The sequence below is a fragment of the Pedobacter sp. NEAU-ZC8 genome (assembly GCF_059278965.1).
The window spans coordinates 1-23,590 of the sequence record NZ_JCAJXC010000002.1; the positions used below are offsets into that span (position 1 = coordinate 1).

Annotated in this window: 24 protein-coding genes; 10 read left to right on the forward strand and 14 right to left on the reverse strand. The window is 46.0% G+C overall.

What is annotated here, in order from left to right:
- Positions 1-165 (forward strand): transposase (locus AC5WJX_RS01695; protein ID WP_494483316.1); only part of this gene is annotated, 165 nt, incomplete at its 5' end.
- Between the two features lie 232 nt (positions 166-397).
- Here AC5WJX_RS01695 and AC5WJX_RS01700 read toward each other — a convergent pair.
- The 10 genes from AC5WJX_RS01700 to AC5WJX_RS01745 all read right to left on the reverse strand — a co-directional run bounded on the left by AC5WJX_RS01700 (position 398) and on the right by AC5WJX_RS01745 (position 10,827).
- Positions 398-1,651 (reverse strand): pyridoxal phosphate-dependent aminotransferase, encoded by a 1,254-nt coding sequence (locus tag AC5WJX_RS01700; RefSeq protein WP_494483097.1) that lies wholly within the window; start codon positions 1,649-1,651, stop codon positions 398-400.
- A gap of 15 nt (positions 1,652-1,666) precedes the next feature.
- Positions 1,667-3,001: an argininosuccinate lyase gene (gene argH / locus AC5WJX_RS01705; protein WP_494483098.1), complete on the reverse strand. Its 1,335-nt coding sequence runs from the start codon at positions 2,999-3,001 to the stop codon at positions 1,667-1,669.
- A 72-nt stretch (positions 3,002-3,073) separates the two neighbouring features.
- Positions 3,074-4,141: a M20 family metallo-hydrolase gene (locus AC5WJX_RS01710; RefSeq protein WP_494483099.1), complete on the reverse strand. Its 1,068-nt coding sequence runs from the start codon at positions 4,139-4,141 to the stop codon at positions 3,074-3,076.
- Positions 4,142-4,143: 2 nt separating this feature from the next.
- Positions 4,144-4,962 carry a pyrroline-5-carboxylate reductase gene (proC, locus tag AC5WJX_RS01715; protein WP_494483100.1) on the reverse strand — a complete coding sequence of 273 codons (819 nt, stop codon included), beginning with the start codon at positions 4,960-4,962 and terminating at the stop codon, positions 4,144-4,146.
- Between the two features lie 2 nt (positions 4,963-4,964).
- On the reverse strand, positions 4,965-5,753 hold the full coding sequence (gene argB / locus AC5WJX_RS01720) for an acetylglutamate kinase (RefSeq protein WP_494483101.1): 789 nt from the start codon (positions 5,751-5,753) through the stop codon (positions 4,965-4,967).
- A 19-nt stretch (positions 5,754-5,772) separates the two neighbouring features.
- Positions 5,773-6,738, reverse strand: coding sequence for a Rossmann-fold NAD(P)-binding domain-containing protein (locus tag AC5WJX_RS01725; RefSeq protein WP_494483102.1), 966 nt, complete (start codon positions 6,736-6,738; stop codon positions 5,773-5,775).
- A gap of 9 nt (positions 6,739-6,747) precedes the next feature.
- Positions 6,748-7,881, reverse strand: a complete 1,134-nt coding sequence (locus AC5WJX_RS01730) for an aspartate aminotransferase family protein (RefSeq protein ID WP_494483103.1) — start codon at positions 7,879-7,881, stop codon at positions 6,748-6,750.
- A 55-nt stretch (positions 7,882-7,936) separates the two neighbouring features.
- Positions 7,937-8,908: an N-acetyl-gamma-glutamyl-phosphate reductase gene (argC, locus tag AC5WJX_RS01735; RefSeq protein ID WP_494483104.1), complete on the reverse strand. Its 972-nt coding sequence runs from the start codon at positions 8,906-8,908 to the stop codon at positions 7,937-7,939.
- Positions 8,898-10,091: an argininosuccinate synthase gene (locus tag AC5WJX_RS01740; protein ID WP_494483105.1), complete on the reverse strand. Its 1,194-nt coding sequence runs from the start codon at positions 10,089-10,091 to the stop codon at positions 8,898-8,900. The genes argC and AC5WJX_RS01740 overlap by 11 nt, the downstream gene beginning before the upstream one ends.
- 61 nt (positions 10,092-10,152) lie before the next feature.
- A complete protein-coding gene (locus tag AC5WJX_RS01745; protein ID WP_494483106.1) occupies positions 10,153-10,827 on the reverse strand; it encodes a GNAT family N-acetyltransferase in 675 nt (224 codons plus the stop codon).
- 744 nt (positions 10,828-11,571) lie between these two features.
- Between AC5WJX_RS01745 and AC5WJX_RS01750 the strand changes: the two genes are divergently transcribed.
- The 7 genes from AC5WJX_RS01750 to AC5WJX_RS01780 all read left to right on the forward strand — a co-directional run bounded on the left by AC5WJX_RS01750 (position 11,572) and on the right by AC5WJX_RS01780 (position 17,459).
- Complete coding sequence (locus AC5WJX_RS01750; RefSeq protein WP_494483107.1) at positions 11,572-11,901, forward strand: hypothetical protein; 330 nt, start codon at positions 11,572-11,574, stop codon at positions 11,899-11,901.
- Between the two features lie 71 nt (positions 11,902-11,972).
- Entirely contained in the window at positions 11,973-13,058 is a 1,086-nt protein-coding gene (gene proB / locus AC5WJX_RS01755; protein WP_494483108.1) for a glutamate 5-kinase, read from the forward strand.
- Between the two features lie 2 nt (positions 13,059-13,060).
- Positions 13,061-14,311, forward strand: coding sequence for a glutamate-5-semialdehyde dehydrogenase (locus AC5WJX_RS01760; RefSeq protein ID WP_494483109.1), 1,251 nt, complete (start codon positions 13,061-13,063; stop codon positions 14,309-14,311).
- A 39-nt stretch (positions 14,312-14,350) separates the two neighbouring features.
- Positions 14,351-14,986, forward strand: coding sequence for an outer membrane beta-barrel protein (locus AC5WJX_RS01765; RefSeq protein ID WP_494483110.1), 636 nt, complete (start codon positions 14,351-14,353; stop codon positions 14,984-14,986).
- Between the two features lie 265 nt (positions 14,987-15,251).
- Positions 15,252-16,328 (forward strand): NADPH dehydrogenase NamA, encoded by a 1,077-nt coding sequence (gene namA / locus AC5WJX_RS01770; RefSeq protein WP_494483111.1) that lies wholly within the window; start codon positions 15,252-15,254, stop codon positions 16,326-16,328.
- A gap of 121 nt (positions 16,329-16,449) precedes the next feature.
- Positions 16,450-16,755: a YbaB/EbfC family nucleoid-associated protein gene (locus AC5WJX_RS01775; protein WP_440428847.1), complete on the forward strand. Its 306-nt coding sequence runs from the start codon at positions 16,450-16,452 to the stop codon at positions 16,753-16,755.
- A 26-nt stretch (positions 16,756-16,781) separates the two neighbouring features.
- Complete coding sequence (locus AC5WJX_RS01780) at positions 16,782-17,459, forward strand: metal-dependent hydrolase (RefSeq protein WP_494483112.1); 678 nt, start codon at positions 16,782-16,784, stop codon at positions 17,457-17,459.
- A gap of 54 nt (positions 17,460-17,513) precedes the next feature.
- Here the strand turns inward: AC5WJX_RS01780 and polA are convergent, their stop codons facing one another.
- The gene (gene polA / locus AC5WJX_RS01785; protein ID WP_494483113.1) at positions 17,514-20,324 is read right to left on the reverse strand and encodes a DNA polymerase I; all 2,811 of its coding nucleotides are present in this window, start codon (positions 20,322-20,324) and stop codon (positions 17,514-17,516) included.
- A gap of 66 nt (positions 20,325-20,390) precedes the next feature.
- Here polA and AC5WJX_RS01790 point away from each other — a divergent pair, with 66 nt between their 5' ends.
- A complete protein-coding gene (locus AC5WJX_RS01790; RefSeq protein ID WP_494483114.1) occupies positions 20,391-21,086 on the forward strand; it encodes a hypothetical protein in 696 nt (231 codons plus the stop codon).
- Positions 21,087-21,161: 75 nt separating this feature from the next.
- Here the strand turns inward: AC5WJX_RS01790 and AC5WJX_RS01795 are convergent, their stop codons facing one another.
- Genes AC5WJX_RS01795 through trmB form a run of 3 tightly spaced genes read right to left on the reverse strand, consistent with a single transcriptional unit; the run spans position 21,162 to position 22,529 of the window.
- Positions 21,162-21,503, reverse strand: coding sequence for a carboxymuconolactone decarboxylase family protein (locus AC5WJX_RS01795; protein ID WP_440428843.1), 342 nt, complete (start codon positions 21,501-21,503; stop codon positions 21,162-21,164).
- Between the two features lie 6 nt (positions 21,504-21,509).
- Positions 21,510-21,836, reverse strand: a complete 327-nt coding sequence (locus tag AC5WJX_RS01800; protein ID WP_440428842.1) for an MGMT family protein — start codon at positions 21,834-21,836, stop codon at positions 21,510-21,512.
- Positions 21,837-21,878: 42 nt separating this feature from the next.
- The gene (trmB, locus tag AC5WJX_RS01805) at positions 21,879-22,529 is read right to left on the reverse strand and encodes a tRNA (guanosine(46)-N7)-methyltransferase TrmB (RefSeq protein WP_494483115.1); all 651 of its coding nucleotides are present in this window, start codon (positions 22,527-22,529) and stop codon (positions 21,879-21,881) included.
- A 91-nt stretch (positions 22,530-22,620) separates the two neighbouring features.
- Here trmB and fcl point away from each other — a divergent pair, with 91 nt between their 5' ends.
- Complete coding sequence (gene fcl, locus AC5WJX_RS01810) at positions 22,621-23,550, forward strand: GDP-L-fucose synthase (RefSeq protein ID WP_494483116.1); 930 nt, start codon at positions 22,621-22,623, stop codon at positions 23,548-23,550.
- The last annotated feature ends 40 nt before the right edge of the window (positions 23,551-23,590 follow it).

Consider the following 23,590-nt stretch of genomic DNA (forward strand, 5'->3'; position numbering starts at 1 on the left):
GGAATAAGGCATCGAAAGAAACGATGCTTTGATGTTGAGCCAGTCTTCGCAAATATCAAACAGAACCATGGGTTCCGCCGCTTTATGCTCCGGGGTAAAGAAAAAGTCGAGATCGAATGGGGTTTACTCGCGATAGCACAAAACTTAAGGAAAAAAGCAGCTTAGAAAGGCTGTTTTTGCTGGTTGTGATGCGGCAAGCTTCCGCTAAGCACCACTTTCTACCCTTGATGATCAAGAAACTCTGAACAACAAAAAACAGCATCAACAAAAAAAAGAGGCCAATCATCTTTCAATGATACGGCCTCTTTTCATGCTATTTATATTGAGCTTTTTCTTTATAATGGCACTTTCAGCCGGCGTATTTCTCCACGCGAGCAGAAGTCCATCAATCGAAGTACTATTTCAACTTACTCAAAGCAGCTTTAATTCTTGGCATCATTGCCTGTATGTCCTCTAAAGAACAACCGCCCACAGAAGCCCTGAACCAAGGCATGCTATGCTCGTTGCCAAAAGCGGAGAAAGGAACCAATGCGCACTGCGCTTCCTTGATCAGGTAGAAGTTGACATCCGCACTATCCTTCAAAACATCACCTGCAGGCGTTGTCTTCCCGATATAATCAATCTTGATGGTCAGGTAAATTGCACCCATTGGCACTACTGCATCGACGTTAAAACCTTCCGCTTTAAGCGACTGGAAACCATCGTAAATTGCATTAAGGCTCAACTGGATCTGCTCTTTGAAGTTTCCAAGGAAGGTGTCTACCTGCGCATCGTCCGCAAAATACTTACTAACCGCTACCTGCTCCGCTTTAGGCGCCCAGGCTCCGATGTGACCAAGTAATGCTTTCATCTTAGAAATCACCAATGATGGTCCGAAAGCCCAACCTACCCGAACACCGGTTGCAGCAAGTGCTTTTGAAATCCCGTCGATGTAGATTACGTAGTCTTTCAGCTCAGGACGTAATGTAACAGGGTTAACGTGTTCCTTATCAAAGGTCAGCAAAGAATAGATCTGGTCGTACATCAAGTACAAGGGCTTCTCCCCTGCTGACCGGGATTTGTTCTCCTCCAACACGATGTCGCAGATCTCTTCCAGCTGTTCTGCGGTGAACATAGTACCGGTTGGGTTCAATGGCGAACATAAGGCAAGCAAGGTTGCACCTTTCAAATGTGGCTTCAGCTGTGCTGCAGTAGGCATGAAGTTGTTCTCAACGGTCGTTTCAACAGCTACACCGTTTGCAGAAGATAAAGTGCAGTAGTGGTTGTTATTCCAGGATGGTGCCGGATAGATCACCTTATCGCCTGGATCAACCAGGGCCAGGTAAGTGGCATAGATCAATGGCCTTGAACCGCCGGAGATCAGGATGTCACCGGTGCTATAGTTCAGGTTCATTCGCTTATCCAGCAGGTTCGCTACCGTTTCCCGTAGCGGCAATATACCATCCGCAGGTGGATAGTTAGTTTGATGATCATTATACGCCGCAATGATCTCCGATTTCAAAGCTTCAGGTATTGGGAATACAGCAGGGTCAAAATCACCTATCGTAAGATTGGCGATCTTGGCGCCCTTTCGTTTCAACTCGTTGACTTCATTTCCAATTTTGATAATCTCCGAGCCTACAAGGGCGTTTGCTAATAAGGATACATTCATTTTTAATTGATTTAATTAATGTGCCAGTAATTTTTCAATGGCACCTTTTACTTTTTCAAAGTTAAACTGCGCAAGCACGTCATTCATCATGCCCGAGATCTCCTCGTTGCATAGATTACCGATACTGCCCTCATGCACATGGTTAACGGCAGTACCTGGTTCAAAGGTGCCGTTCTCGATGGTCTCGCCAACAATCTTGTAAGCCTCTCTAAATGGAACACCGTTCAGTGCAAGTTCATTCACAGACTCCACACTGAACAAATATGCATACTTTTTATCCGCCAGGATGCCGTCTTTAACCTCAATATGCTGTAACATATAAGTTGCCATCTGCAGGCATTCATTAAGGGAGGTAATTGCTGGAAACAAGCTTTCTTTCAACAACTGCAGATCGCGGTGATATCCTGAAGGCAGGTTGGTCGTCATCATGGCAATTTCATTCGGCAAGGCCTGGATCTTGTTGCAGCGAGAGCGAATTAGCTCAAAAACATCCGGGTTCTTCTTATGCGGCATGATGCTGGAACCCGTAGTCAGTTCCGCTGGAAAACTAATGAAGCTGAAGTTCTGATTGATGAACAAACATACATCCATGGCCATTTTGGCCAGTGTAGCAGCAATAGAAGACATGGCTTGTGCCAAAATACGCTCCGTTTTCCCACGGCCCATCTGGGCATAAACCACGTTGTAGTTCAACCGTTCGAAGCCCAGGAGTTCCGTTGTCATGGTTCTGTTTAAAGGAAAGGAAGAACCATATCCCGCAGCAGAACCCAGTGGGTTTTTATTGGTGATCTTCCAGGCGGCAAGCATCATGTCCATATCATCAACAAGGCTTTCTGCATAAGCACCGAACCACAGCCCGAAGGACGAAGGCATGGCGATCTGTAGGTGTGTATAGCCCGGCAGTAGTTTATCTTTATGCGTATTGCTCAAGCTGATCAGCTGTTCAAAGAGTGCGGAGGTGTTTGTCACCATGCCCTCGATGCAGGCACGGAAGTACAATTTTAAGTCTACCAGCACCTGGTCATTTCTAGATCTGCCGCTGTGTATCTTTTTACCAGCTTCACCGATGCGCTGCGTTAAGAGCCACTCTACCTGAGAGTGCACATCTTCCACCGCATCTTCAATCACGAAATCACCGGATTCAATCTCTTTATAGATCTGCTTTAAAGCCGATTGCACGGTTTTAAGCTCTTCAGCTGTAAGCAGGTTAATACTTTCAAGCATCTCCACATGCGCCAAGGAGCCTAATACGTCGAAAGCCGCCATCTCCAGGTCAAGCTCCCGGTCGCGCCCAACAGTAAATGTTTCAATGTCCTTGTTAACGTCAATGTTTTTTTGCCAGATCTTCATGCTTACCGATATATTTAAATTGAAACAAAAATAGGAATAATTAATAAGAGCCGTGCCGGCGAGGCTTTACCGTTACCCAGCGGTGATCACGGGCTTCAGCATCTCCACATATCCTTCAATGCCATCCAGAATCTCCTGAACGTAAACGTACTCATCCGCCATATGCGAACGCGCCGAATCCCCAGGCCCAACCTTCAGCGAAGGAATGCTTAACAATGCCTGGTCTGAAGTGGTCGGAGAGCCGTAAGTTTCCTTACCCATGCGGATACCGCTTTGTACAATTGGATGGTTCTTATCAATTGAAGAAGGTTTCAAACGCGTAGATCGCGGTTTAACCGCACAACTTACATTGGTCTTAATGATCTTCAGCACCTCTTCATTCGTATAAGCGTCTGTTACCCGCACATCAACAGTGAAGCTGCAAAGCTCGGGCACCACGTTATGCTGTGTGCCGGCGTTTATTACGGTAACCGACATCTTTAAAGGTCCAAACAGCTCGGAAACCTTCGCAAAGCGATAAGATTTAAACCATTGAATATCCTTCAAAGCTTTATAGATCGCGTTCTCCCCTTCTTCACGGGCAGCATGACCAGCTTTGCCATGCACCTGGCAGTCCAGCACCATTAAACCTCTTTCCGCGATGGCAAGGTTCATCAGGGTAGGCTCACCGACAATCGCGAAATCCAACAAACCAAGCTCAGGCAAGATGCTTTCCAGCCCATTCAGACCAGAAATCTCCTCCTCTGCAGTGGCTGCCAGACAAAGGTTGTACGTTAAATCTTCGGTATTGTAGTAGTAAAGAAAGGTTGCAATGAGGGAAACCAGACAGCCGCCTGCATCATTGCTTCCTAAGCCGTAAAGCTTGCCCGCTTCTACATCCGGAGAAAACGGGTCTCTGGTGTATCCGGAATTGGGCTTTACGGTATCATGATGGGAGTTTAAAAGCAAAGTTGGCTTATTGGCATCAAACTGAGCATTATAAGCCCAGACATTGTTACCCTTTCGCTGGGTTTTCACATTTCGTTCCCGCAGGAAGCGTTCAATTACATCAGCTGTCTTATCTTCTTCCCTGCTGAACGATGAAATCGTGATCAATTCTTTCAACAATGCTACTGCATCATTTTGCAGTTTCTCCATCATAGCTATTCTTTTTTATATAGTTCACCTGCTTTTACTGCAGATAGTTTTATGCCTTTTATCAGTGAAGAGCTGAAGCCATTATGCTCCATCTCGTTTAAACCTGCAATGGTGCAGCCCTTCGGCGAAGTCACCTTATCTATTTCCTGCTCTGGATGCGATTCCATTTGCAAGAGCAGATCTGCAGCACCTTTTGCCGTTTGTACCGCCATCTTCAATGCATCCTCGGCATGAAAGCCGATCTCTACCCCACCCTGCGAAGCCGCACGAATGGCACGTAAAAAGAAAGCAATACCACAAGCACACAGTGCCGTAGCTGCCGTCATCAGGTCTTCGTTAATCTTAACCACTGCACCAACGGTTTCGAACATACGGCTTACCAGCTGCACATTTTCATCCGAAGCACGGTCGCTAGCCACACAGGTCATAGATTGCCCAATGGCGATGGCTGTATTCGGCATCGCCCGTACCACCTCTAAACCCGCTGAAAGTTTGCTCCGGATATCAGCGCAACTTACCCCGGAAGCAACCGAAATCACCAGGTGCCGGCTCACATCGATCACCGGACTAATCTCTTCCAGCAGTTTATTTAACTGCTGTGGCAACACACAAAGCACCACGATATCAGCTGCTGCAACCGCAGCGGGATTATCTCCGCTAATGCCGAAACCCTGTTCTGCAAAAGCACTTAAACCTGCTACATTCCTGCGGGTTAAGGTAATCTGCGAAGCTGAAGCATAGCCTGACTTCACCAACCCACGCGCCAATGAAGTTCCGATATTTCCGCTGCCAATGATGGCGATTTGACCTGTAAACTGCTCCATGATTATTGCGTTAAACGTGTACCTTTTGCATCACCATTTTTTAAAAGTTCATCGGCATGGCCGATCAACACTTCTTTTACTCCACTTTTAATTGCTTCAAAAGCATTGTGCAACTTCGGGATCATGCCTCCGGATATCACACCAGATTCCTGCAATGAAGTAAACTCCTCCAGGCGGATCTCCCGGATAAGCGAGCTTTCATCATCCACATCGCGTAGCACCCCTTTTTTCTCGAAGCAATAAATCAGCGTAGTATCGTAAACTGAAGACATCGCAACTGCGATGGCAGAAGCAATCGTGTCCGCATTGGTATTCAGTAGCTGGGTATCCCCATCGTGCGTAAGCGCACAGAACACAGGTACCAGCTTACTCCCTAAAAGACTGGAAATGGTCTCAACGGAAACGGAATGTTCATCAAGATCGCCCACAAAGCCATAATCAATGGTCTTTACTGGCCGTTTCACTGCTTTGATCGTATTGCCATCTGCGCCGGTCAAGCCGATCGCATTGCAATACCTGGCCTGCAGCTGGGCCACAATATTTTTGTTGATCAACCCGGCATAAGCCATGGTCACGATCCTTAACGTATGGATATCAGTAATTCGCCGTCCATCAACCATCTTCGCTTCAATGCCCATAGACACCCCAAGCTCCGTTGCTACTTTTCCGCCCCCATGTACCAGGATCTTGTCGCCCGATAATGCAGAGAAGTCTTCCAGGAAGTAATGTAACTGCTCCGAATTGTCAATTACATTACCCCCGATTTTTACTATGGTGAGTGTCTTTTTCATCTTTAGAATTTAAGAAATCCTAAGATAGGCTTTGCAAAAGGTCTTTCAAAACCGCCTGTGCCGCCCATAAGCGGTTCCCAGCTTCATGGATTACCAGTGAATTGGGCCCATCCAGGATCTCTGAGGATAGTTCCAGATCCCTTCTTACCGGCAAACAGTGCATCACTTTCGCATCGTTCGTCAAAGCAAGTTTCTCATTGTTCATCATCCAGCCTTCCGGATAAGGAAGCACCTGTCCGTAAGAACTGTAGCTCGACCAGTTTTTGACGTAAACATAATCCGCACCCTGAAGTGCCTCATCAATGTTATGCACGATCTGCGCACCCGGCGTAAAGTCTTTATTCAATTCAAAACCTTCAGGCTGTGCAATGGTAAAGTCGACCATACCCAGTTCCTGCGCTTTGCACATCCACTCGGCAAAAGAATTCGGAACAGCTTGCGGCAACGCTTTCACGTGCGGCGCCCAAGCCAAAACTACCTTAGGCTTTGCCTCAGCTTTCCAGGTTTCTTTGATCGTTACCAGATCCGCAAGACTCTGCAGCGGGTGACGCGTTGCGCTTTCTAAACTCACTACCGGTACACCGCAATAAGAAACAAACTTGTTAAAGAAATCCTCACTGTAATCCTCTTCACGATCCTTCAGTTTTGGAAAAGAACGTAAGCCAAGAATATCGCAATATTGTCCCATCACTGCAGCCGCTTCGCGGATATGCTCCACAGTAGTACCGTTCATCACCACGCCATCTTGCGTTTCAAGCGCCCAGCCGTCTTTATCCATGTTCATGACCATAACGCTCATGCCCAGGTTTATCGCAGCCTTCTGCGTGCTTAAACGCGTACGTAAACTTGGATTTAAAAACACCAGACCTAAGGTCTTATTTTCGCCAAGCTGCTTATCGCTATATGGATTTGATTTTAAACTTAACGCATCTTTCACCAACTGCTCAACGTCAGCGACGTCATGTACAGATGTAAATTGTTTCATAACGGATTCTTAATCTTTTAAAGCCAGAGAGAATTTTTCAAGGAACAAGTCTGCATGTGCCTTTGTCAGGTTTAATGCAGGCAGCAAGCGAATCACATTCGGCTTTGCTTCCCCAGTGAATATATGATGTTTAAAGAGCAGGTTCTTTTTTACGCCCGATAGTTCTGCAGGCAGATCGATACCGATCATTAAACCACGGCCACGTACCGCCTGCACTTCAGAGAATTTCTTCAGTTCTGTAATCAGGTAAGCACCTACTTCCGCAGCATTCTTCATCAGTTGATCCTGCTCCATTACCTCCAAAACCGCCAATGCTGCCGCACAAGCCAGGTGGTTACCACCGAAAGTAGTACCCAGCATCCCATGCCATGGCACAAACTTCGGCGCAATAGAGATCGCACCGATCGGAAAACCATTCCCCATACCTTTTGCCATGGTATAGATGTCAGCGTCCACGCCTGCATAATCATGCGAGTAAAACAAGCCTGTACGACCGTATCCGCATTGTACGCTATCCGCGATAAATACCGCATCATACTGGTCACAGAATGATCTGATGGATTTCAGGAATTCTACTGAAGCTTCTTTGATCCCGCCAACACCCTGAATACCTTCAATAATCACGGATGATATCTCTTCACCATGATCTTCAAAGGCTTGCGCAAGTGCCGCCACGTCGTTGAAAGGAAGGAAAACCACATTGTCGGTTTCATTTACCGGCGCAATAATCTTTGGATTATCTGTTGCCGACACCGCAAGGGAGGTTCTGCCATGGAATGCACCTTTAAAGGCGATTACCGTCTTTTTGTTGTTATAGAAAGAAGCAAGCTTCAGTGCGTTTTCATTCGCTTCCGCACCAGAGTTACAAAGGAATAACTGGTAATCTGTTTTACCGGAAACCTGACCCAATTTCTCCGCAAGCTGTACCTGCAAAGGAATTTTAATGGAGTTGGAATAGAAACCAACCTTAGATAGCTGCTCGGTTAATCGGCCAACATAATGCGGATGGGTGTGCCCGATAGAAATTACAGCGTGACCGCCATAAAGATCAAGGTATTCCTGTCCGTTTGCATCCCATACATTGCTGCCGGATGCTTTTACAATTTCGATATCATTTAATGGATAAACGTCAAATAAGTTCATTTTAAAAAGGTTTAAAGACCAGAAGGCCCGGTTTAAAAATTAGACAATGCTCAAATTAAAAGGCAGAAGCCTTCAACCGCAACCCTTGCCGTTCTTCCAGTCCAAACATCAGGTTCATATTCTGAACCGCCTGTCCGCTGGCACCTTTTAACAAGTTATCAATTATGCTGATCACATGGAGCTTACTTCCATATTTCTGCACGTATAACAAGCCCTTACTGGTGTTCACCACCTGTTTTAAATCTATATTCTTCTTACTTACATGGGTAAAGGCTGCATCCGCATAATAATCTTCATACAACTTTAGCGCTTCCTCCGCAGAAAGATCGGTATCCAGATAGATAGATGCCAGAATCCCCCTGGTAAAATCACCGCGTTGTGGGATGAAGGTCACCGGTGCACTGAACTCAGGATCAAGCACCACCATGCTCTCTCCAATCTCATTCAGATGCTGGTGATCAAAAGCTTTATATATGGAAAGATTATTATTGCGCCAGCTGAAGTGTGAGGTCGTAGAAAGACCCTGTCCAGCACCGGTAGAACCGGTTGTTGCGTTGATGTGGATCTCGCTTTTAAGTAATCCGTTTGCCGCCATCGGCAGTAAACCCAGCTGTATCGCCGTTGCAAAACAGCCTGGATTAGCAATGTAATTCGCTGTTTTGATTTGCTCACGGTTAAACTCCGGCAAACCATAAACCCAGTCGTTACCCGCCGCAGCTTTTAACCTGAAATCCTGGCTCAGATCAATGATCTTTACCCCTTTATCGATCGGATTGGCATCCAAAAACTTCTTCGCATCACCATGGCCAACACATAAAAACAGTACATTAATATCCTGTTTTAAAGTACCTGAAAAACGAAGATCCGTATCCCCGTAGAGATCAGTATGTACGTCAGAGACCAGGTTACCTTCATTGCTGCTGCTCAGCACGAAGTCAATTTCCACGTCAGGGTGGTTCAGCAACAGGCGGAGCATCTCTCCACCCGTATAACCCGCACCACCAACGATTCCTGCTTTAATCTTCATGGCCGTTCACTTTGTGCCAGATCATCACCTGGTTTCCAAAAATCTTGGAGAAGCCTTTTACATCTTCGCCAGACCAGGTGTTGTTCATCTCGCCGTAGCTACCAAATTTGTTGCTCATCAGGTCATGCCCAGACTCGATACCGATGATCTGGAAACGGTAAGGCATCAATTCAACGAATACCTTTCCGCTAACTACTTTTTGCGTATCTGCAAGGAAAGCCTCTATGTTGCGCATGATCGGATCGTGAAACTGACCTTCATGCAGCCAGTTGCCATAGAAAGAAGCGAGTTGCTCTTTCCAGCTTAGCTGCCATTTGGTTAGCGTATGTTTTTCTAAAGTATGGTGTGCTTTGATGATCAGGATCGGTGCCGCAGCTTCGAAACCTACACGGCCTTTGATACCGATGATGGTATCACCAACGTGTACATCGCGACCGATGCCATAAGGCTGTGCAATGGCCTGCAATTTCTGGATTGCCGCAACTGGTGCCAAGGTTTCGCCATCAATGCCGGTGAGTTCACCTTTTTCGAAAGTAAGCTCAATTCTGCGATTGCCGCTTTCGGTAACCTGGGTCGGCCATGCCTCTTCCGGTAACATCTCATGAGAGGTTAAAGTCTCCTGACCACCTACGGAAGTTCCCCAAAGCCCTTTATTGATTGAATATCTCGCTTTCGCTGCACTATATTCAACACCATGCTCTGCAAGATATTTGATTTCCGCTTCGCGGGATAATTTTAAGTCACGGATCGGCGTGATGATCTCTACTTCCGGAATGATGATGTTGAAGATCATATCGAAACGCACCTGATCATTACCAGCACCGGTGCTTCCGTGTGCCACGTAGTCCGCGCCAATCTTTTTAACGTAGTTCGCAATTGCTGTGGCCTGACTTACACGTTCCGCACTAACAGAAAGCGGGTAAGTGGCATTTTTAAGCACATTACCAAACACAAGGTATTTAATACAACCGTCGTAGTAGTTATCAGTTTCATCAACCACGGCATGAGAAGCTACACCCAGTGCGTATGCCCGTCTCTCAATTTCCTGTAATTCTTCTTCAGAAAAACCACCGGTGTTTACAATGACAGAGTGTACCTCTAAATCACGATCCTGAGACAGGTAAACACAACAAAACGAGGTGTCTAACCCTCCGCTAAAAGCTAAAACGACTTTCTTTTTCATCTATTTTATATTTGTGTTGGTGATGAAACCATCCTAGTGACGATTTCAAAAATTGAAACTGCTATTTAAACAGCGATAAAAATAATAAAGGACTCTTTTTGATGATCATCTTTTGCTTCATCAGCATAAAACGTTCATAGAGCTTAGGCTTGCGCTTCAACTCCTCTGCGAATTTCTTCGCAACGTCATGCTTTTGGGTCGCCGGATCATAAAGCATTGCCGTACACATGCAGTTCTTGCGATCCTTGCTTTTCAGGATCTCAAAATTTACACAGCTCTGGCAGCCTTTCCAGAAATCCTCATCCTGGGTAAGTTCAGAATACGTTACCGGTTCATAACCCAGATCAGAGTTAATTTTCATCACCGCAAGACCGGTTGTTAAACCGAAGATCTTTGCTTTAGGGTATTTTGTACGGGAGAGTTCGAAAATTCTTTCTTTGATGGCATGCGCCAGTCCGGCTTTTCTGTAATTCGGACTAACGATCAGTCCAGAGTTGGCCACAAACTGACCATGGCTCCAGGTTTCGATGTAGCAAAACCCTGCCCAGCTGCCATCCTTATGGAAAGCGATCACCGCTTTGCCATCCGCCATTTTGCCAGCAACATACTCCGGAGAACGTTTGGCAATTCCTGTACCGCGGGCCTTAGCAGATTCGGCCATTTCATTGCAGATTTCCTCTGCAAAAACACGATGTTCAGGTAGTGCAACCTGCACTATAAAATCGTTTATATTCATTATTTATATAACGAAAAAATAAAATAACTGTTTAACTGTTTGGAACGAATATGTCCCGGGGGCGATGAGTAGCAATTACTCAAAGACGTGGCGTGTAGGCATGCCGGTTGGACGGCGCAAAAAATATGGGTCGTAAACGTTCGATAAACAAACTATTAGAAGCAAGAACCTTTGCCGCTATAATGGAAAGTTTATGTGTGTTTTGTTTACTCATTTTCTGTGTTAGATCCCGCTTTAAATTAATTGAAGCGCAAAGGTTTAAATAAATATTCAGTTGTGCAAAACGTTTTTGCTTTTTTTACATTTCCCTTAAAGTGATCGATTTTCGAGACAACACCATCGAAAGGTCTGAAAATCAATTTATTACAAAGGACGTCAAACTTCGAAATATTCGACCGGACTGCCGAAAAACCATAACTTATTTAACAAACAGGAACATACCTGTTTTGTTCCAAAAAAACAGCCTTTAAAATTGCATGAATATCTCATCCGAAAGGAAAAGGATCATTACCTAATTCGTAGGTCTTGCGATAAATTTTCCATGCAGCTACAGGACAGAAAAACAGGTGGCATCAGCATCATCAAACAGCCGGATGCCAGATTGCACGCTGGAACATAACACTACGGACGTGGAAGATAAACAGCTTTAAAATGCCCGATGGTGCACCGTACCCGAAAAAAGTAATGAAATTTCTACATTGCTCAGCGACGTAATTTCATTAAATTGCTTGCAAAGCTGCTGACATGAAACCATTTACCTTCCTTTCTGCTACGGCATTGATCCTGACCTTGTCGGTCATAGATGCTAAGGCACAAACAGATTTAAAGTTGTTACCTGATGCTGATAAGCTAAGCCCAGGTCTGAAATTCAGGATTGATAGCCCTCATTTATATCTTCGTTTGGATTCTAACAGTTACCTGATTGACTCCAACAAGTTCGTCAAAAAGCCTAGTTACAACGAGTATAATCAACCCGTTGCTCTCCCAAATTCCTTTAAATCGGTGCGATCCACTTCTACGCCCATGCGGATAAAGAAAATTCCTTTAGCCGTCCCCGAGGACAAGAAGGACTAAACACTGTCCTTTTAAATGGCAGAACCAACGCTTCATTTTATCCGATCCTCACGGTCCTGTAACCCTTTTCTATGTCCGATACTTCCCTATTCAAGAAAATTGTAATTAAGGTAGGCTCCAATGTACTTACCAAAGCAGATGGTCTGCCGAACGTGGAGCGCATCAGCCACCTCGTTGATCAACTGGCAAAGCTAAAAAAAGATGGAAAAGAAGTCGTCCTGGTATCTTCAGGTGCGGTTGCTTCCGGCAGGAGCCTGATTAAGATCTCCGAAAAGCAAAATACCGTTGCTGCACGACAGCTACTCGCTTCCATAGGCCAGATCAAACTGATCAACCTTTACCTGCAGCTGTTTGAACAGCATGAGATGCTCTGTTCGCAGGTGCTGGTCACAAAAGAAGACTTCCGTGATCGCATGCATTACCTGAACATCAAAAACTGCCTGGAGATCCTGCTGCAGCATCAAGTGATCCCGGTGATCAATGAAAATGACGTGGTATCCGTTACAGAGCTTATGTTTACCGATAATGATGAGCTGGCTGGCCTAATCGCTTCCATGCTCAATGCAGATGCTTTGATCATCCTTTCCAATGTAGACGGCATCTATAACGGTGACCCCAGATTACCCTCATCAAAGGTGATTCCGGAGATCAAGGGTACCGAAGGCGGCATCGGCAACTTCATTACAACAAGCAAGTCCGGCCATGGACGTGGCGGCATGGTCACCAAGCTCAGTATGGCCCAAAAAGTCGCTAGACTGGGCATCCCGGTCATGATCGCCAATGGCAACCGGGAGCACATTATAACAGATCTCCTGTACAAGACGGTTGTCCATACCCGCTTTGCGGCCGAAAAGATCAGGTCTGGCAAAAAGAAATGGATTGCGCATTCGGAAGGTGCCGCAACCGGCATTGTGCAACTTAATGCGGGTGCCAAAGAAGCACTGCTGTCGGGCAAAGCAAGCAGTTTGCTACCCGTAGGAATCATAGACATCCATGCGGATTTTAAAAAAGGTGACATCATAAAGCTCATCGATGAGCAGGAACACCTGATCGGGTTGGGTGTTGCGGAATATGGTGCAGAAAAAGCACGTGCCTGCATTGGCGAACAAAAACAAAGGCCTTTGGTACACTACAACTACTTTCATCCCCTGATCTGATTATGAAATACAGAAGCTACTTTGAAGCCGCGGTTACCGCCAGCAGAGAACTGAACATCCTTAAAAAAGAAACTATTGCACACACCCTGCTTGATGTTGCGGAAGCGCTGGTGAGGAATACAGACAAGATCCTGGAAGCCAACAAGAAGGATCTTGACCTCATGGACAAAGCGGACCCTAAGTACGACCGCCTAAGGTTGTCGCCAGATAGAATCCGGGATATCGCTGCAGACATGAGCAAGGTAGCTAACCTGGAAAGCCCAATAGGCCAGCTAATTGATGGACACCAGGCAGAAAATGGCATGCAGATCTCCAGGTTACGCGTGCCGCTCGGCGTTGTTGGGGTCATTTATGAATCGCGGCCGAATGTAACCGCTGATGTCTTTGCGCTTTGCTTTAAAACGGGAAATGTTGCCGTGCTCAAAGGTGGAAGCGATGCCACGCAGTCTAACGCCGCAATCGCAGAAGTGATCCAGAAAGTACTGCAACAGTTCGGGATCAACAAAAATGTCCTTACCCTGCTGCCACCGGAACGCGCGGCAACAGAAAGTCTGCTGAATGCCCGCGGACTGGTGGATGTATTGATCCCAAGAGGCAGTCAGGCTTTGATCGACTATGTTCGTTTGAACAGCAAGATCCCGGTGATTGAAACCGGTGCCGGCATTGTACATACCTATTTCGACCTGGACGGTGATCTGGAAAAGGGTAAAGGCATTGTGCTAAATGCCAAAACCCGAAGGGTAAGTGTATGTAATGCGCTTGATTGCCTGCTGATCCACAAAGACCGGTTGGAAGACCTGCCTTCATTAGTGATCGCACTGAGTGGCTCGAAGGTCCTGATCCATGCTGATGAAGCATCTTATGCCGTGTTAAAGGATAATTATCCTGAGGACTTACTTAAACCTGCCGCAGCCGATAGTTTCGGGACAGAGTTCCTTTCCCACCAGCTGGCTATAAAAACGGTTTCGAATCTGGAGGAGGCTCTGCAGCACATTGCTAAGTACAGCTCCAAACATAGCGAGGCCATCATTTCTGAGCATGCAGCGAACGTGGAGACCTTCCTTAACCAGGTGGACGCCGCAGCGGTATATGCAAATGCCTCGACAGCATTTACCGATGGTGCCCAGTTCGGGCTTGGTGCGGAAATTGGTATCAGCACACAGAAACTCCATGCCCGCGGACCAATGGGCCTGACCGAACTCACCAGCTATAAGTGGGTGATTCGGGGTAATGGGCAAACTCGAAGTGCTTGAAACTGCGATTTGTTTCTATATTCGCTGAAAATTTAATACATGAAAAAATTAACGTTACTCTTATTAGCTGCACTAAGTGGCTTGACCGCAAGCGCACAAACAGAAAAAGGAACACACATGCTCGGGGGCAGTTTCTCTTTAAATCACAACAAGAGTGAGCCCGCGAACACACCATCAGCAGAAGCAACTAACAAGCAAAATGCATTTAGCATAGGTCCTTCATACACCTACTTTCTGGCAAACAAACTTGGGCTTACTGCTAATCTTGGTTATTCCCGCTCCCATTCGGATCAATACGCGACCAGTGGATCTACAGAAACCACTAACACCGGATTATTCGCGTCACTGTCTCTGAACAAATATTTCTTATTCGAAGATAAAATAGGTGTCCGTACAGGACCTTTCGCGAGTTATAACACCCAAAAAGCTAAAGCTACAAGCACCTACGACTATAACGGCGGTGATTTCGACTTCAAAGGCTACAGCGCAGGCTTGAATCTGGAATTTGTCTATTTCCCAGTGAGGAGAATTGGACTTGTTGCATCACTGGGCAGCTTAGCCTATTCACGGACAGAATTCAAAAGGTCGACTGGAGCCACCAAACAAACTGATCTTAGTCTCGGCTTCTTGAATAATACGACATCATTCTCGTTCTATTATGTCTTAGGCAAATAAGATATCCACATTGTAATTAAAAGCGCTTCCTTCCGGAGCGCTTTTTTTATGAGGTTTGCCTTACATTCCAGATTGAACAATTAAACTTAAGACTTGTTATCATTGCAATTCAGATTCGGGCCTTCTACGGCTCTTGCTTGGCTATTAAACGCCTTCTGTTCGCTTGGAGCCGAACAATAGGCGAACAATAGGCGGCCAAGAGGCGAAGAAGAGCCGGCCAGGAACCGAATCTTTCTAAACGTAAATACATCAATAATACCAGACAATGTCCAATCTATTTTCCCCAATTACCATAAAGAATTTAAGCCTAAAAAACAGAATTGTGGTTTCTCCAATGTGCCAGTACTCCGCGGAAGATGGCTTTACCTCCGACTACCACCTGGTGCATCTTGGTAGCCGCGCTATGGGTGGCGCAGGGCTGATCATCACCGAAGCAGCCAGCGTATCACCGGAAGGCAGGATCTCGCCCGGAGACATCGGCATCTGGAAAGATGAACATATCCCAGGCTTAAAGCGCATTACCGCCTTCATCCACCAATACGGATCTGTTGCAGGCATTCAACTGGCACATGCCGGTCGTAAAGCCAGCTTCAAAGCCCCTTGGTTAGACCCCAAGCAGATCAGCATTGCTGAAGGTGGCTGGCAAACCGTAGCACCAAGTGCCATTCCTTTCAATGAGGAAGATACCATCCCTGAAGCACTAAGCGCTGAAGGTATCCAAAAAGTGAAGGACGACTTTAAAGCTGCTACCCAAAGAGCCATCGCAGCTGGATTTAAGGTGATTGAGATCCATGCAGCGCATGGCTATCTGATTCACCAGTTCCTATCGCCATTGAGCAATGAACGTACGGATCAATATGGCGGAAGCTTTGAAAACCGCGTACGACTGCTGTTAGAACTCGTAGAAACCATTCAGCAAGTATGGCCAGCAGAAAACGCCCTATTTGTGCGCATTTCCGCAACGGACTGGGCAGAAGGCGGCTGGAATGCTGAAGAATCGGTTAAACTCGCGGGTTTGCTGAAAGATAAAGGTGTAGACCTTATTGATGCGTCTTCAGGTGGCTTAACCAAGAAACAACAGATCCCCGTTTTCCCGGGTTATCAGGTGCAATTTGCCGAACAGATCAAAAAGGAAACCGGTATACTGAGCGGTGCAGTTGGATTAATCACCTCGGCACAGCAGGCAGAAGATATCCTGAAAGAGGAAAAGGCAGACTTAATCTTCCTGGCGCGTGAATTTTTACGTGACCCATATTTCCCGCTGCATGCCGCAGAAGCGCTTGATGTTGAGCTGAAATGGCCGGTGCAATATGAAAGGGCTAAACCCCGCAAACACCATTAAGCCGGGCTCGGTTTCCGTTTGTGGTGACGCTACGATCCCGGTTTGGGAGACAAAAAGCACGCAGATGAAACTTGATACAAACAAATTCAATAATTTAGGGTCTTAATATAAATTTAAAGTTATGTTCGATAAATTGATGGCCGCACAACAAAAGGCCGAGGAAATAAAAAAACGTTTAGATCACGTTTCTGTATATGGTGAGGTTGAAGGTGGTGCGATTAAGGTTACTGCAACCGCAAACAAGACCATCACAGCCATTGAAATTCAGGAAGAATTTTTCAAGCAAGCGGATAAAGAAGAAATCGAAGAGCTGCTGCTAACGGCTGTAAACAAAGCTTTGACACAGGCAGACCAGGTGAGCGCTGTAGAAATGCAGTCGGCAACTAAAGACATGCTTGGCGGTTTAGGTGGCATGTTTGGCGCTTAACAATTCAATTCATAAAACTCAGAAATATGAAATTCAGCTATTACGGACAATCCTGCTTTTTGCTGGAACTTGGCGGTAAAAAGTTTCTCTTTGATCCTTTTATTACCCCAAATCCGCTGGCATCAGCGATTGATGCAAAATCCATTACTGCAGATTATATACTGGTTAGTCATGGCCATGGCGACCACGTTGCCGACCTGGTAGACCTTGCTAAACAAACCGGTGCCCTGGTGATCACGATGGTGGAAATCGCCAACTGGTTGCAGACACAGGGGGTAAGCAATGTGCATCCGATGAACTTCGGTAAGACCAAGTTCGAATTCGGTAACCTGCGTATGGTATGGGCTACGCACTCCAGTGGTTTGCCTGATGGTAGCTACGGTGGTAATCCTGCCGGCTTTGTATTGGAAAGTGCAGGTAAAACGGTCTATTTCGCCGGAGATACTGCTTTAAACATGGACATGAAGCTGCTTGCAGACTTGTACAATCTGGACTATGCCATCCTGCCTATCGGGGGTAACTTCACCATGGACGTCGATGATGCACTTGTTGCAACCAAATACATCGAATGCGATAAGGTGATTGGCGTACATTATGATACTTTCGACTTGATTAAGATCGACAAGGAAGATGCACTTGCGAAATTTAAACGTGAAGGCAAGATCCTGTTGCTTCCTGCAATTGGAGAGACTATCGAGTTATAAAAGAAAGGCCCGGATCGATTGATCCGGGCCTTTCTTTTATACAATCTATACTAACTAGTGTGCAGCCAACCAGTTTTCCCCCATACCAATCTCTACTTCGATTGGCACATTGGTTTTAATGGCTGTTTGCATACGGTGTTTAATAATCTCTTTCATCACCTCGACCTCTGGCTTCGGCACGTCGAACACAAGCTCATCATGCACCTGCATGGTCATTTTAGCCTGTAAACCACGCTCCTGTATGTCTTTATGGATGTTGATCATTGCAATCTTGATCATATCTGCTGCAGAGCCTTGTATCGGCGCATTGATCGCATTTCGTTCCGCAAAACCACGTACCGTCTGGTTGGCAGAATTGATATCTCTTAAGTATCTCCTGCGCCCCATAATGGTTTCTACAAAGCCGTTTTCCCGTGCAAAGGTCATCGTGTCGCTCATGTAGCGCTTGATGCCTGGATATTGGGTGAAATATTGTTCAATGATGTCTGCGGCTTCTTTTCTTGGGATATCCAGGTTTTGAGAAAGTCCGAATGCCGACTGCCCATAGATGATCCCGAAATTTACCGCTTTGGCGTTCCGCCTTTGTGTAGGTGTAACTTCCTCGATGCTGGTTCCGTAAACCTTCGCCGCAGTTGCGGTATGGATATCGATGCCTTTGCTGAAAGCATCCAGCATGTTCTCTTCCTTGCTGATCTCCGCAATGATACGCAGCTCGATCTGCGAATAATCCGCCGACAGCAGTACGTGGTTTTCATCTCTTGGAATGAAAGCTTTGCGCACTTCCCTGCCCCTTTCCGTTCGGATCGGGATGTTCTGTAAGTTTGGATTATTAGAACTTAACCGGCCAGTTGCAGCAACCGCTTGGTTGAAGCTGGTATGTACGCGTCCGGATTTTGGGTTAACCAATAGCGGCAAGGCATCCACATAGGTGGATTTTAGTTTACAAAGCTGGCGGTAATCCAGGATATCCTGCACCACATCGCTTTTGTTCGCTAAACGTGAAAGCACATCCTCGCCGGTCTGGTACTGCCCGGTTTTGGTTTTCTTCGCTTTAGGATCCAGTTCCAGTTTATCAAAAAGCACTTCTCCAAGCTGTTTCGGTGAAGACAGGTTGAAGGTAACACCGCATTTCTCGAATACACTCTGCTCCAATCTTGCGATGTCGGTTTCCAGATCTTTGGAATATTTATTTAAGGTATCTACATCAATGCGTACACCTTCTTTTTCAATGTCCGCAAGCACGTAGATCAATGGGTTTTCAATGTCCCTGGCCAGTTCTTCCGCATTCAGTTCCTTCAGCATCGGTTCGAAGATATTGGCCAGCTGTAAGGTTACATCAGCATCTTCGGCAGCATAATCAACTACTTTTTCTACGGGCACATCACGCATGGTGCCCTGGTTCTTCCCTTTGGTGCCAATCAGGCTGGTGATCGATATTGGCGTATAACCAAGGTAGTTCTGCGAAAGCAGGTCCATACCATGGCGGGTATCCGGATCGATCAGGTAATGGGCAAGCATGGTATCGAATAAGCGACCTTTAATGTTTACGCCATACCATTTAAGCACCAGGATATCATATTTAAGATTCTGCCCGATCTTAGCAATCTTCTCATTTTCAAGCACCGGACGGAATTCATCGACGATCAGTTGCGCCGCTTCACGTTCCGGCGGCAAAGGGATGTAATAACCCTCGCCTACTTTAATACAGAAAGAAAGACCAACCAGCTCGGCCAGGTTCGCATCTGTACCAGTGGTTTCTGTATCCCAGGAAATACTTTCCTGCTGTAAGAGCAGGTCGATAAGGCTTTTGCGAGCTTCCGCCGTGTCAACTAATTTATAATCATGTGGAACATCAGCAATGGTTTTGGATGCAGGCTGCTCGAATAAGGCAGGTGGTGCAACAAAAACTTTCGAGGCTTGCTCCGGCTCACAAACCGGCTGTCCGAAGAGGTCGGTCTGTTGTGATACGCTACTGCCCGCTTCCCCAATGGAGAAGTTATCTCCAAATACGCGTCTGCCTAAGGTGCGGAATTCAAGTTCCGCGAAAAGCGGTTCCAGCAATTCCCGGTTAGGCTCGCCAAGCTCCAGCGCATGGGGGTCAAATTCTACCGGCACATCCAGAATGATGGTGGCGAGTTTTTTGGAGACCATACCCTGCTCGGCATACATCTTCACGTTTTCACGCATTTTGCCTTTCAGCTCATCTGCATTGGCGATGATGTTCTCTACCGACCCGTATTGTTTAACCAGGATCTTGGAGGTTTTTTCACCAATTCCCGGAATACCCGGGATATTATCTACCGCATCACCCCATAGGCCGAGGATGTCGATCACCTGCTTTACATCTTCAATCTCCCATTTGGCAAGCACCTCAGGTACACCCATGATTTCTACGCCATTACCCATGCGGGATGGCTTATAGATGAAGATGTTCTCTGAAACAAGCTGTGCAAAGTCTTTGTCCGGCGTCATGCAAAACACCTGGAAGCCCTGTCGCTCACCTTCCTTAGCCAGGGTGCCGATAATATCATCTGCTTCAAAGCCATCTTTGGTGATCACCGGAATACCGAAACCTTCAATAAGCTTCACCACGTAAGGCAAGGCCGTTGCAAGATCTTCTGGCATGGCTTCACGGTGTGCCTTGTAAGCTTCAAAATCAGTATGTCTTTCGGTAGGTGCATTGGTATCAAAAACCACCGCAATATGGCTTGGTTTCTCTTTTTTGATCACTTCCAGCAAGGTATTTGCGAAGCCCATTACGGCAGAAGTGTTCAGACCTGTGGAGGTGAATCGTGGAGTTTTACTTAAAGCAAAGTGCGCCCGGTAAATAAGCGCCATTCCATCGAGCAGGAACAGTTTTTTCATAATCAAAGTTAATTATTGTAAACCGCTTTGTATCAAAGAATCCATAATTTACGTTATTTGTAACCTATGAAAGTCATGAAAATTACGGCCATTTTATTGTTCCTGATCAGCTTTTCCTTCCTCGCTGCTGCGCAGGATGTGGTGATGCTCGACAGCACGAATTTCGTACGTGGAACGATAAAAGGCACAGATTATAGTACCGTAGCGCTGCTGAAGGACGACCAGGTGGAGGTGCTTTATAAAGCAAAAGATGTAAAGGAGTTCCTCTGGAATGGCGAGACCTATGTAAGCAAGCCGATCATCAACAATAAGAAAGTAGAACAACGGTTCTTTAAGGTTATTGAAATGGGTACAGTGAACATGTATGCCATTGGCGAGCAGTCGGCCGACCCCACTGCGCCGCAGGAAAAGCGGGTCCGGGTTAGTCCCAGTGTTGGTATTGGCTTGGGTTCGGGCGGTATGGGCCGTGGTGGATTTGGTGGTGTAGGTATCGGCGGTGGTATTTCCATTGGCGGCGGGCGGAGGAATAACGCCAAAAAAGCGTCTGGCAGAAAAGCGTTGTACTTTATTGAGAAACCTGGCAGCGGACCGATGTTAGAAATACAGCTGAACTCTTCAAGCGATCAGCAGCGCCTGAAACAGATCTTGCTGGAGAAACTAAATAATGATGAGGATCTCGCAGAACGGATCAAGGAAACAGAGTCCTTCGATGCTAAGTCAGTAGCAGCTTACGTGAAGGCCTACAACCTGATGCATAAATAACAAAAAAGCTGATGCCCTCTGGTCATCAGCTTTTTTTATGACTTTGCTTTTCCGTCTTTGTCTTTTGATTGGGGTTTAAAGACTTAACTCGTCCCAGTATTCTACGGCCCTGCGGTAGTGTGGGATCACGATAGAACCTCCAACCAGGTTAGCGATCATAAATACTTCATTGATCTCTGCATTGCTTACACCTTCATCATAACACTTTTCCAGGTGATATTTGATACAGTCATCACAGCGAAGCACCATTGAAGCAACCAGGCCAAGCATCTCCTTGGTCTTCACGTTCAAGGCACCGTCTGCATAGGTGGTGGTATCTAAAGCAAAGAACCTTTTGATATTGGTATTTGCCGTTTCCATGATCCTATCGTTCATTTTAGAACGGTAGTCGTTAAATTCTTCTACTAATTTTCCCATGTGTTCTTAAATTTCTACTGAAGGATCCCAGTAGTGTTTATTAAAGTTTTGAATTTTGTCATCAACAATGATCAGGCCTTCGTTTTCGAGCAACTGCTGCATCAGTTCTGGTGGTGTAAAATGAAACTTACCGGTAAGCAGTCCGTTGCGGTTTACCACACGGTGCGCGGGCACTGGCGGATGCATACCATGTGCATTGTTCATCGCATAGCCAACCATCCTTGCCGAACCGCCTGAACCCAAGCATTTTGCAATGGCGCCATAAGAAGTTACCCTTCCTGCGGGGATAAGTCGCACCACCTCATAGACCATTTCGTAAAATGTTTTTTCCATAAGTACTGGTTTAAGGTCCCTAAGCAGCGGTATTATTCCAGCTTACTCGAAGGAGAATTGAATATAGTTGATGTTTTTGTCATGTTTAAGATAAATGCGCTCATAATGCGTTTTTATCTTCAGCACCTCATCGTAATATTCGGAGGTGTAAAGCTGATCAGTAGACTTGTGGCAGATCAACCCAAGTTCTTTTACTTTTTCTGCGGTATAAGCGTACAAACCGTCATTGTCGGTTTTCAGGTTAATCCTGCCGCCTGGTTTAAGCAGTTGTTTGTATTTCTCCAGGAAACCTGGGAAGGTTAAACGTTTCTTCTCCCTGCTGATCTGCGGCTGGGGATCGGGAAAGGTGATCCAGATCTCGTCGATCTCACCTGGTGCAAAAAACTCCAGGATGCCTTCAATCTGAATACGCAGGAATGCAACATTGGGAATGTTTTCTTCAATACCGGTTTTAGCACCTCTCCAAATCCGGTTACCTTTATAGTCTACGCCTATAAAGTTTTTCTCCGGGAATAGTTTCGCTAAATTAACCGAGTACTCTCCTTTGCCACAGGCAAGCTCCAGTACAATTGGATTATCGTTTTTGAAGTGCGTTTCCGCCCATTTTCCTTTTAGTTCCTTACCTGCATCAAGCTGGTATACATTATGAAAAGTGTCTATCTCTGAGAATTTTCTTAGCTTATCTTTGCCCACCTGTGAAATTTTTTACAAAAGTACAATTAAATCAGTCTTTTAAATAAGTTGGCATCTATTTAGTAATTTTGAGGACCTAAACGACTATACATTGGAAAAGAACGCAAAGATATACATCGCCGGCCACCGTGGAATGGTAGGCTCCGCAATTCACCGTAAGCTTGCTAAAGAAGGTTATACTGATATCGTAACCCGGACTTCTAAAGAACTTGACCTGCGTAACCAGGTTGCTGTGCAGGAATTTTTTAACCTGGAAAAACCTGATTACGTGTTTCTTGCAGCGGCTAAAGTGGGTGGGATTGTGGCAAACAACACCTACCGCGCTGACTTTCTATATGAGAATCTTGCCATTCAGAACAACGTGATCCACCAATCGTACAAACACGGCGTTAAAAAGCTGATGTTTTTAGGCTCCAGCTGTATCTACCCGAAACTTGCGCCTCAACCATTGAAAGAGGAGTACCTGTTGACCGGTTTGCTGGAAGAAACGAACGAACCTTATGCGATTGCGAAAATTGCAGGTATCAAAATGTGTGAAGCATACCGTGCACAATATGGTTGTAATTTCATCTCTGTGATGCCGACAAACCTATATGGCTTCAATGATAATTACCACCCGCAGAACTCGCACGTATTGCCTGCATTGATCCGCCGCTTTCATGAAGCCAAGATCAATAATGCGGAGCAGGTGACCATCTGGGGTTCAGGTTCGCCATTACGCGAATTCCTTTTCGCCGATGATCTTGCGGAAGCATGTTACTACCTGATGCAGAACTATGACGAGCCAACTTTGATTAATATCGGAACCGGCGAGGACATCAGCATTAAAGACCTGGCTTTACTGATCAAGAAAGTGATTGGCTATGAGGGTGCCTTAACGTTCGACAGCAGCAAACCTGACGGCACACCAAGGAAACTGATGGACGTGAGTAAGTTGCACAAACTTGGCTGGAAACATAAAGTTGAGCTGGAGCAGGGTATCAAATTAGCTTACGAAGACTTCTTAAATATCAGAATCTAACCTTCAAGTCATCAACATCGTTCTCCTTGTAGCGATATAA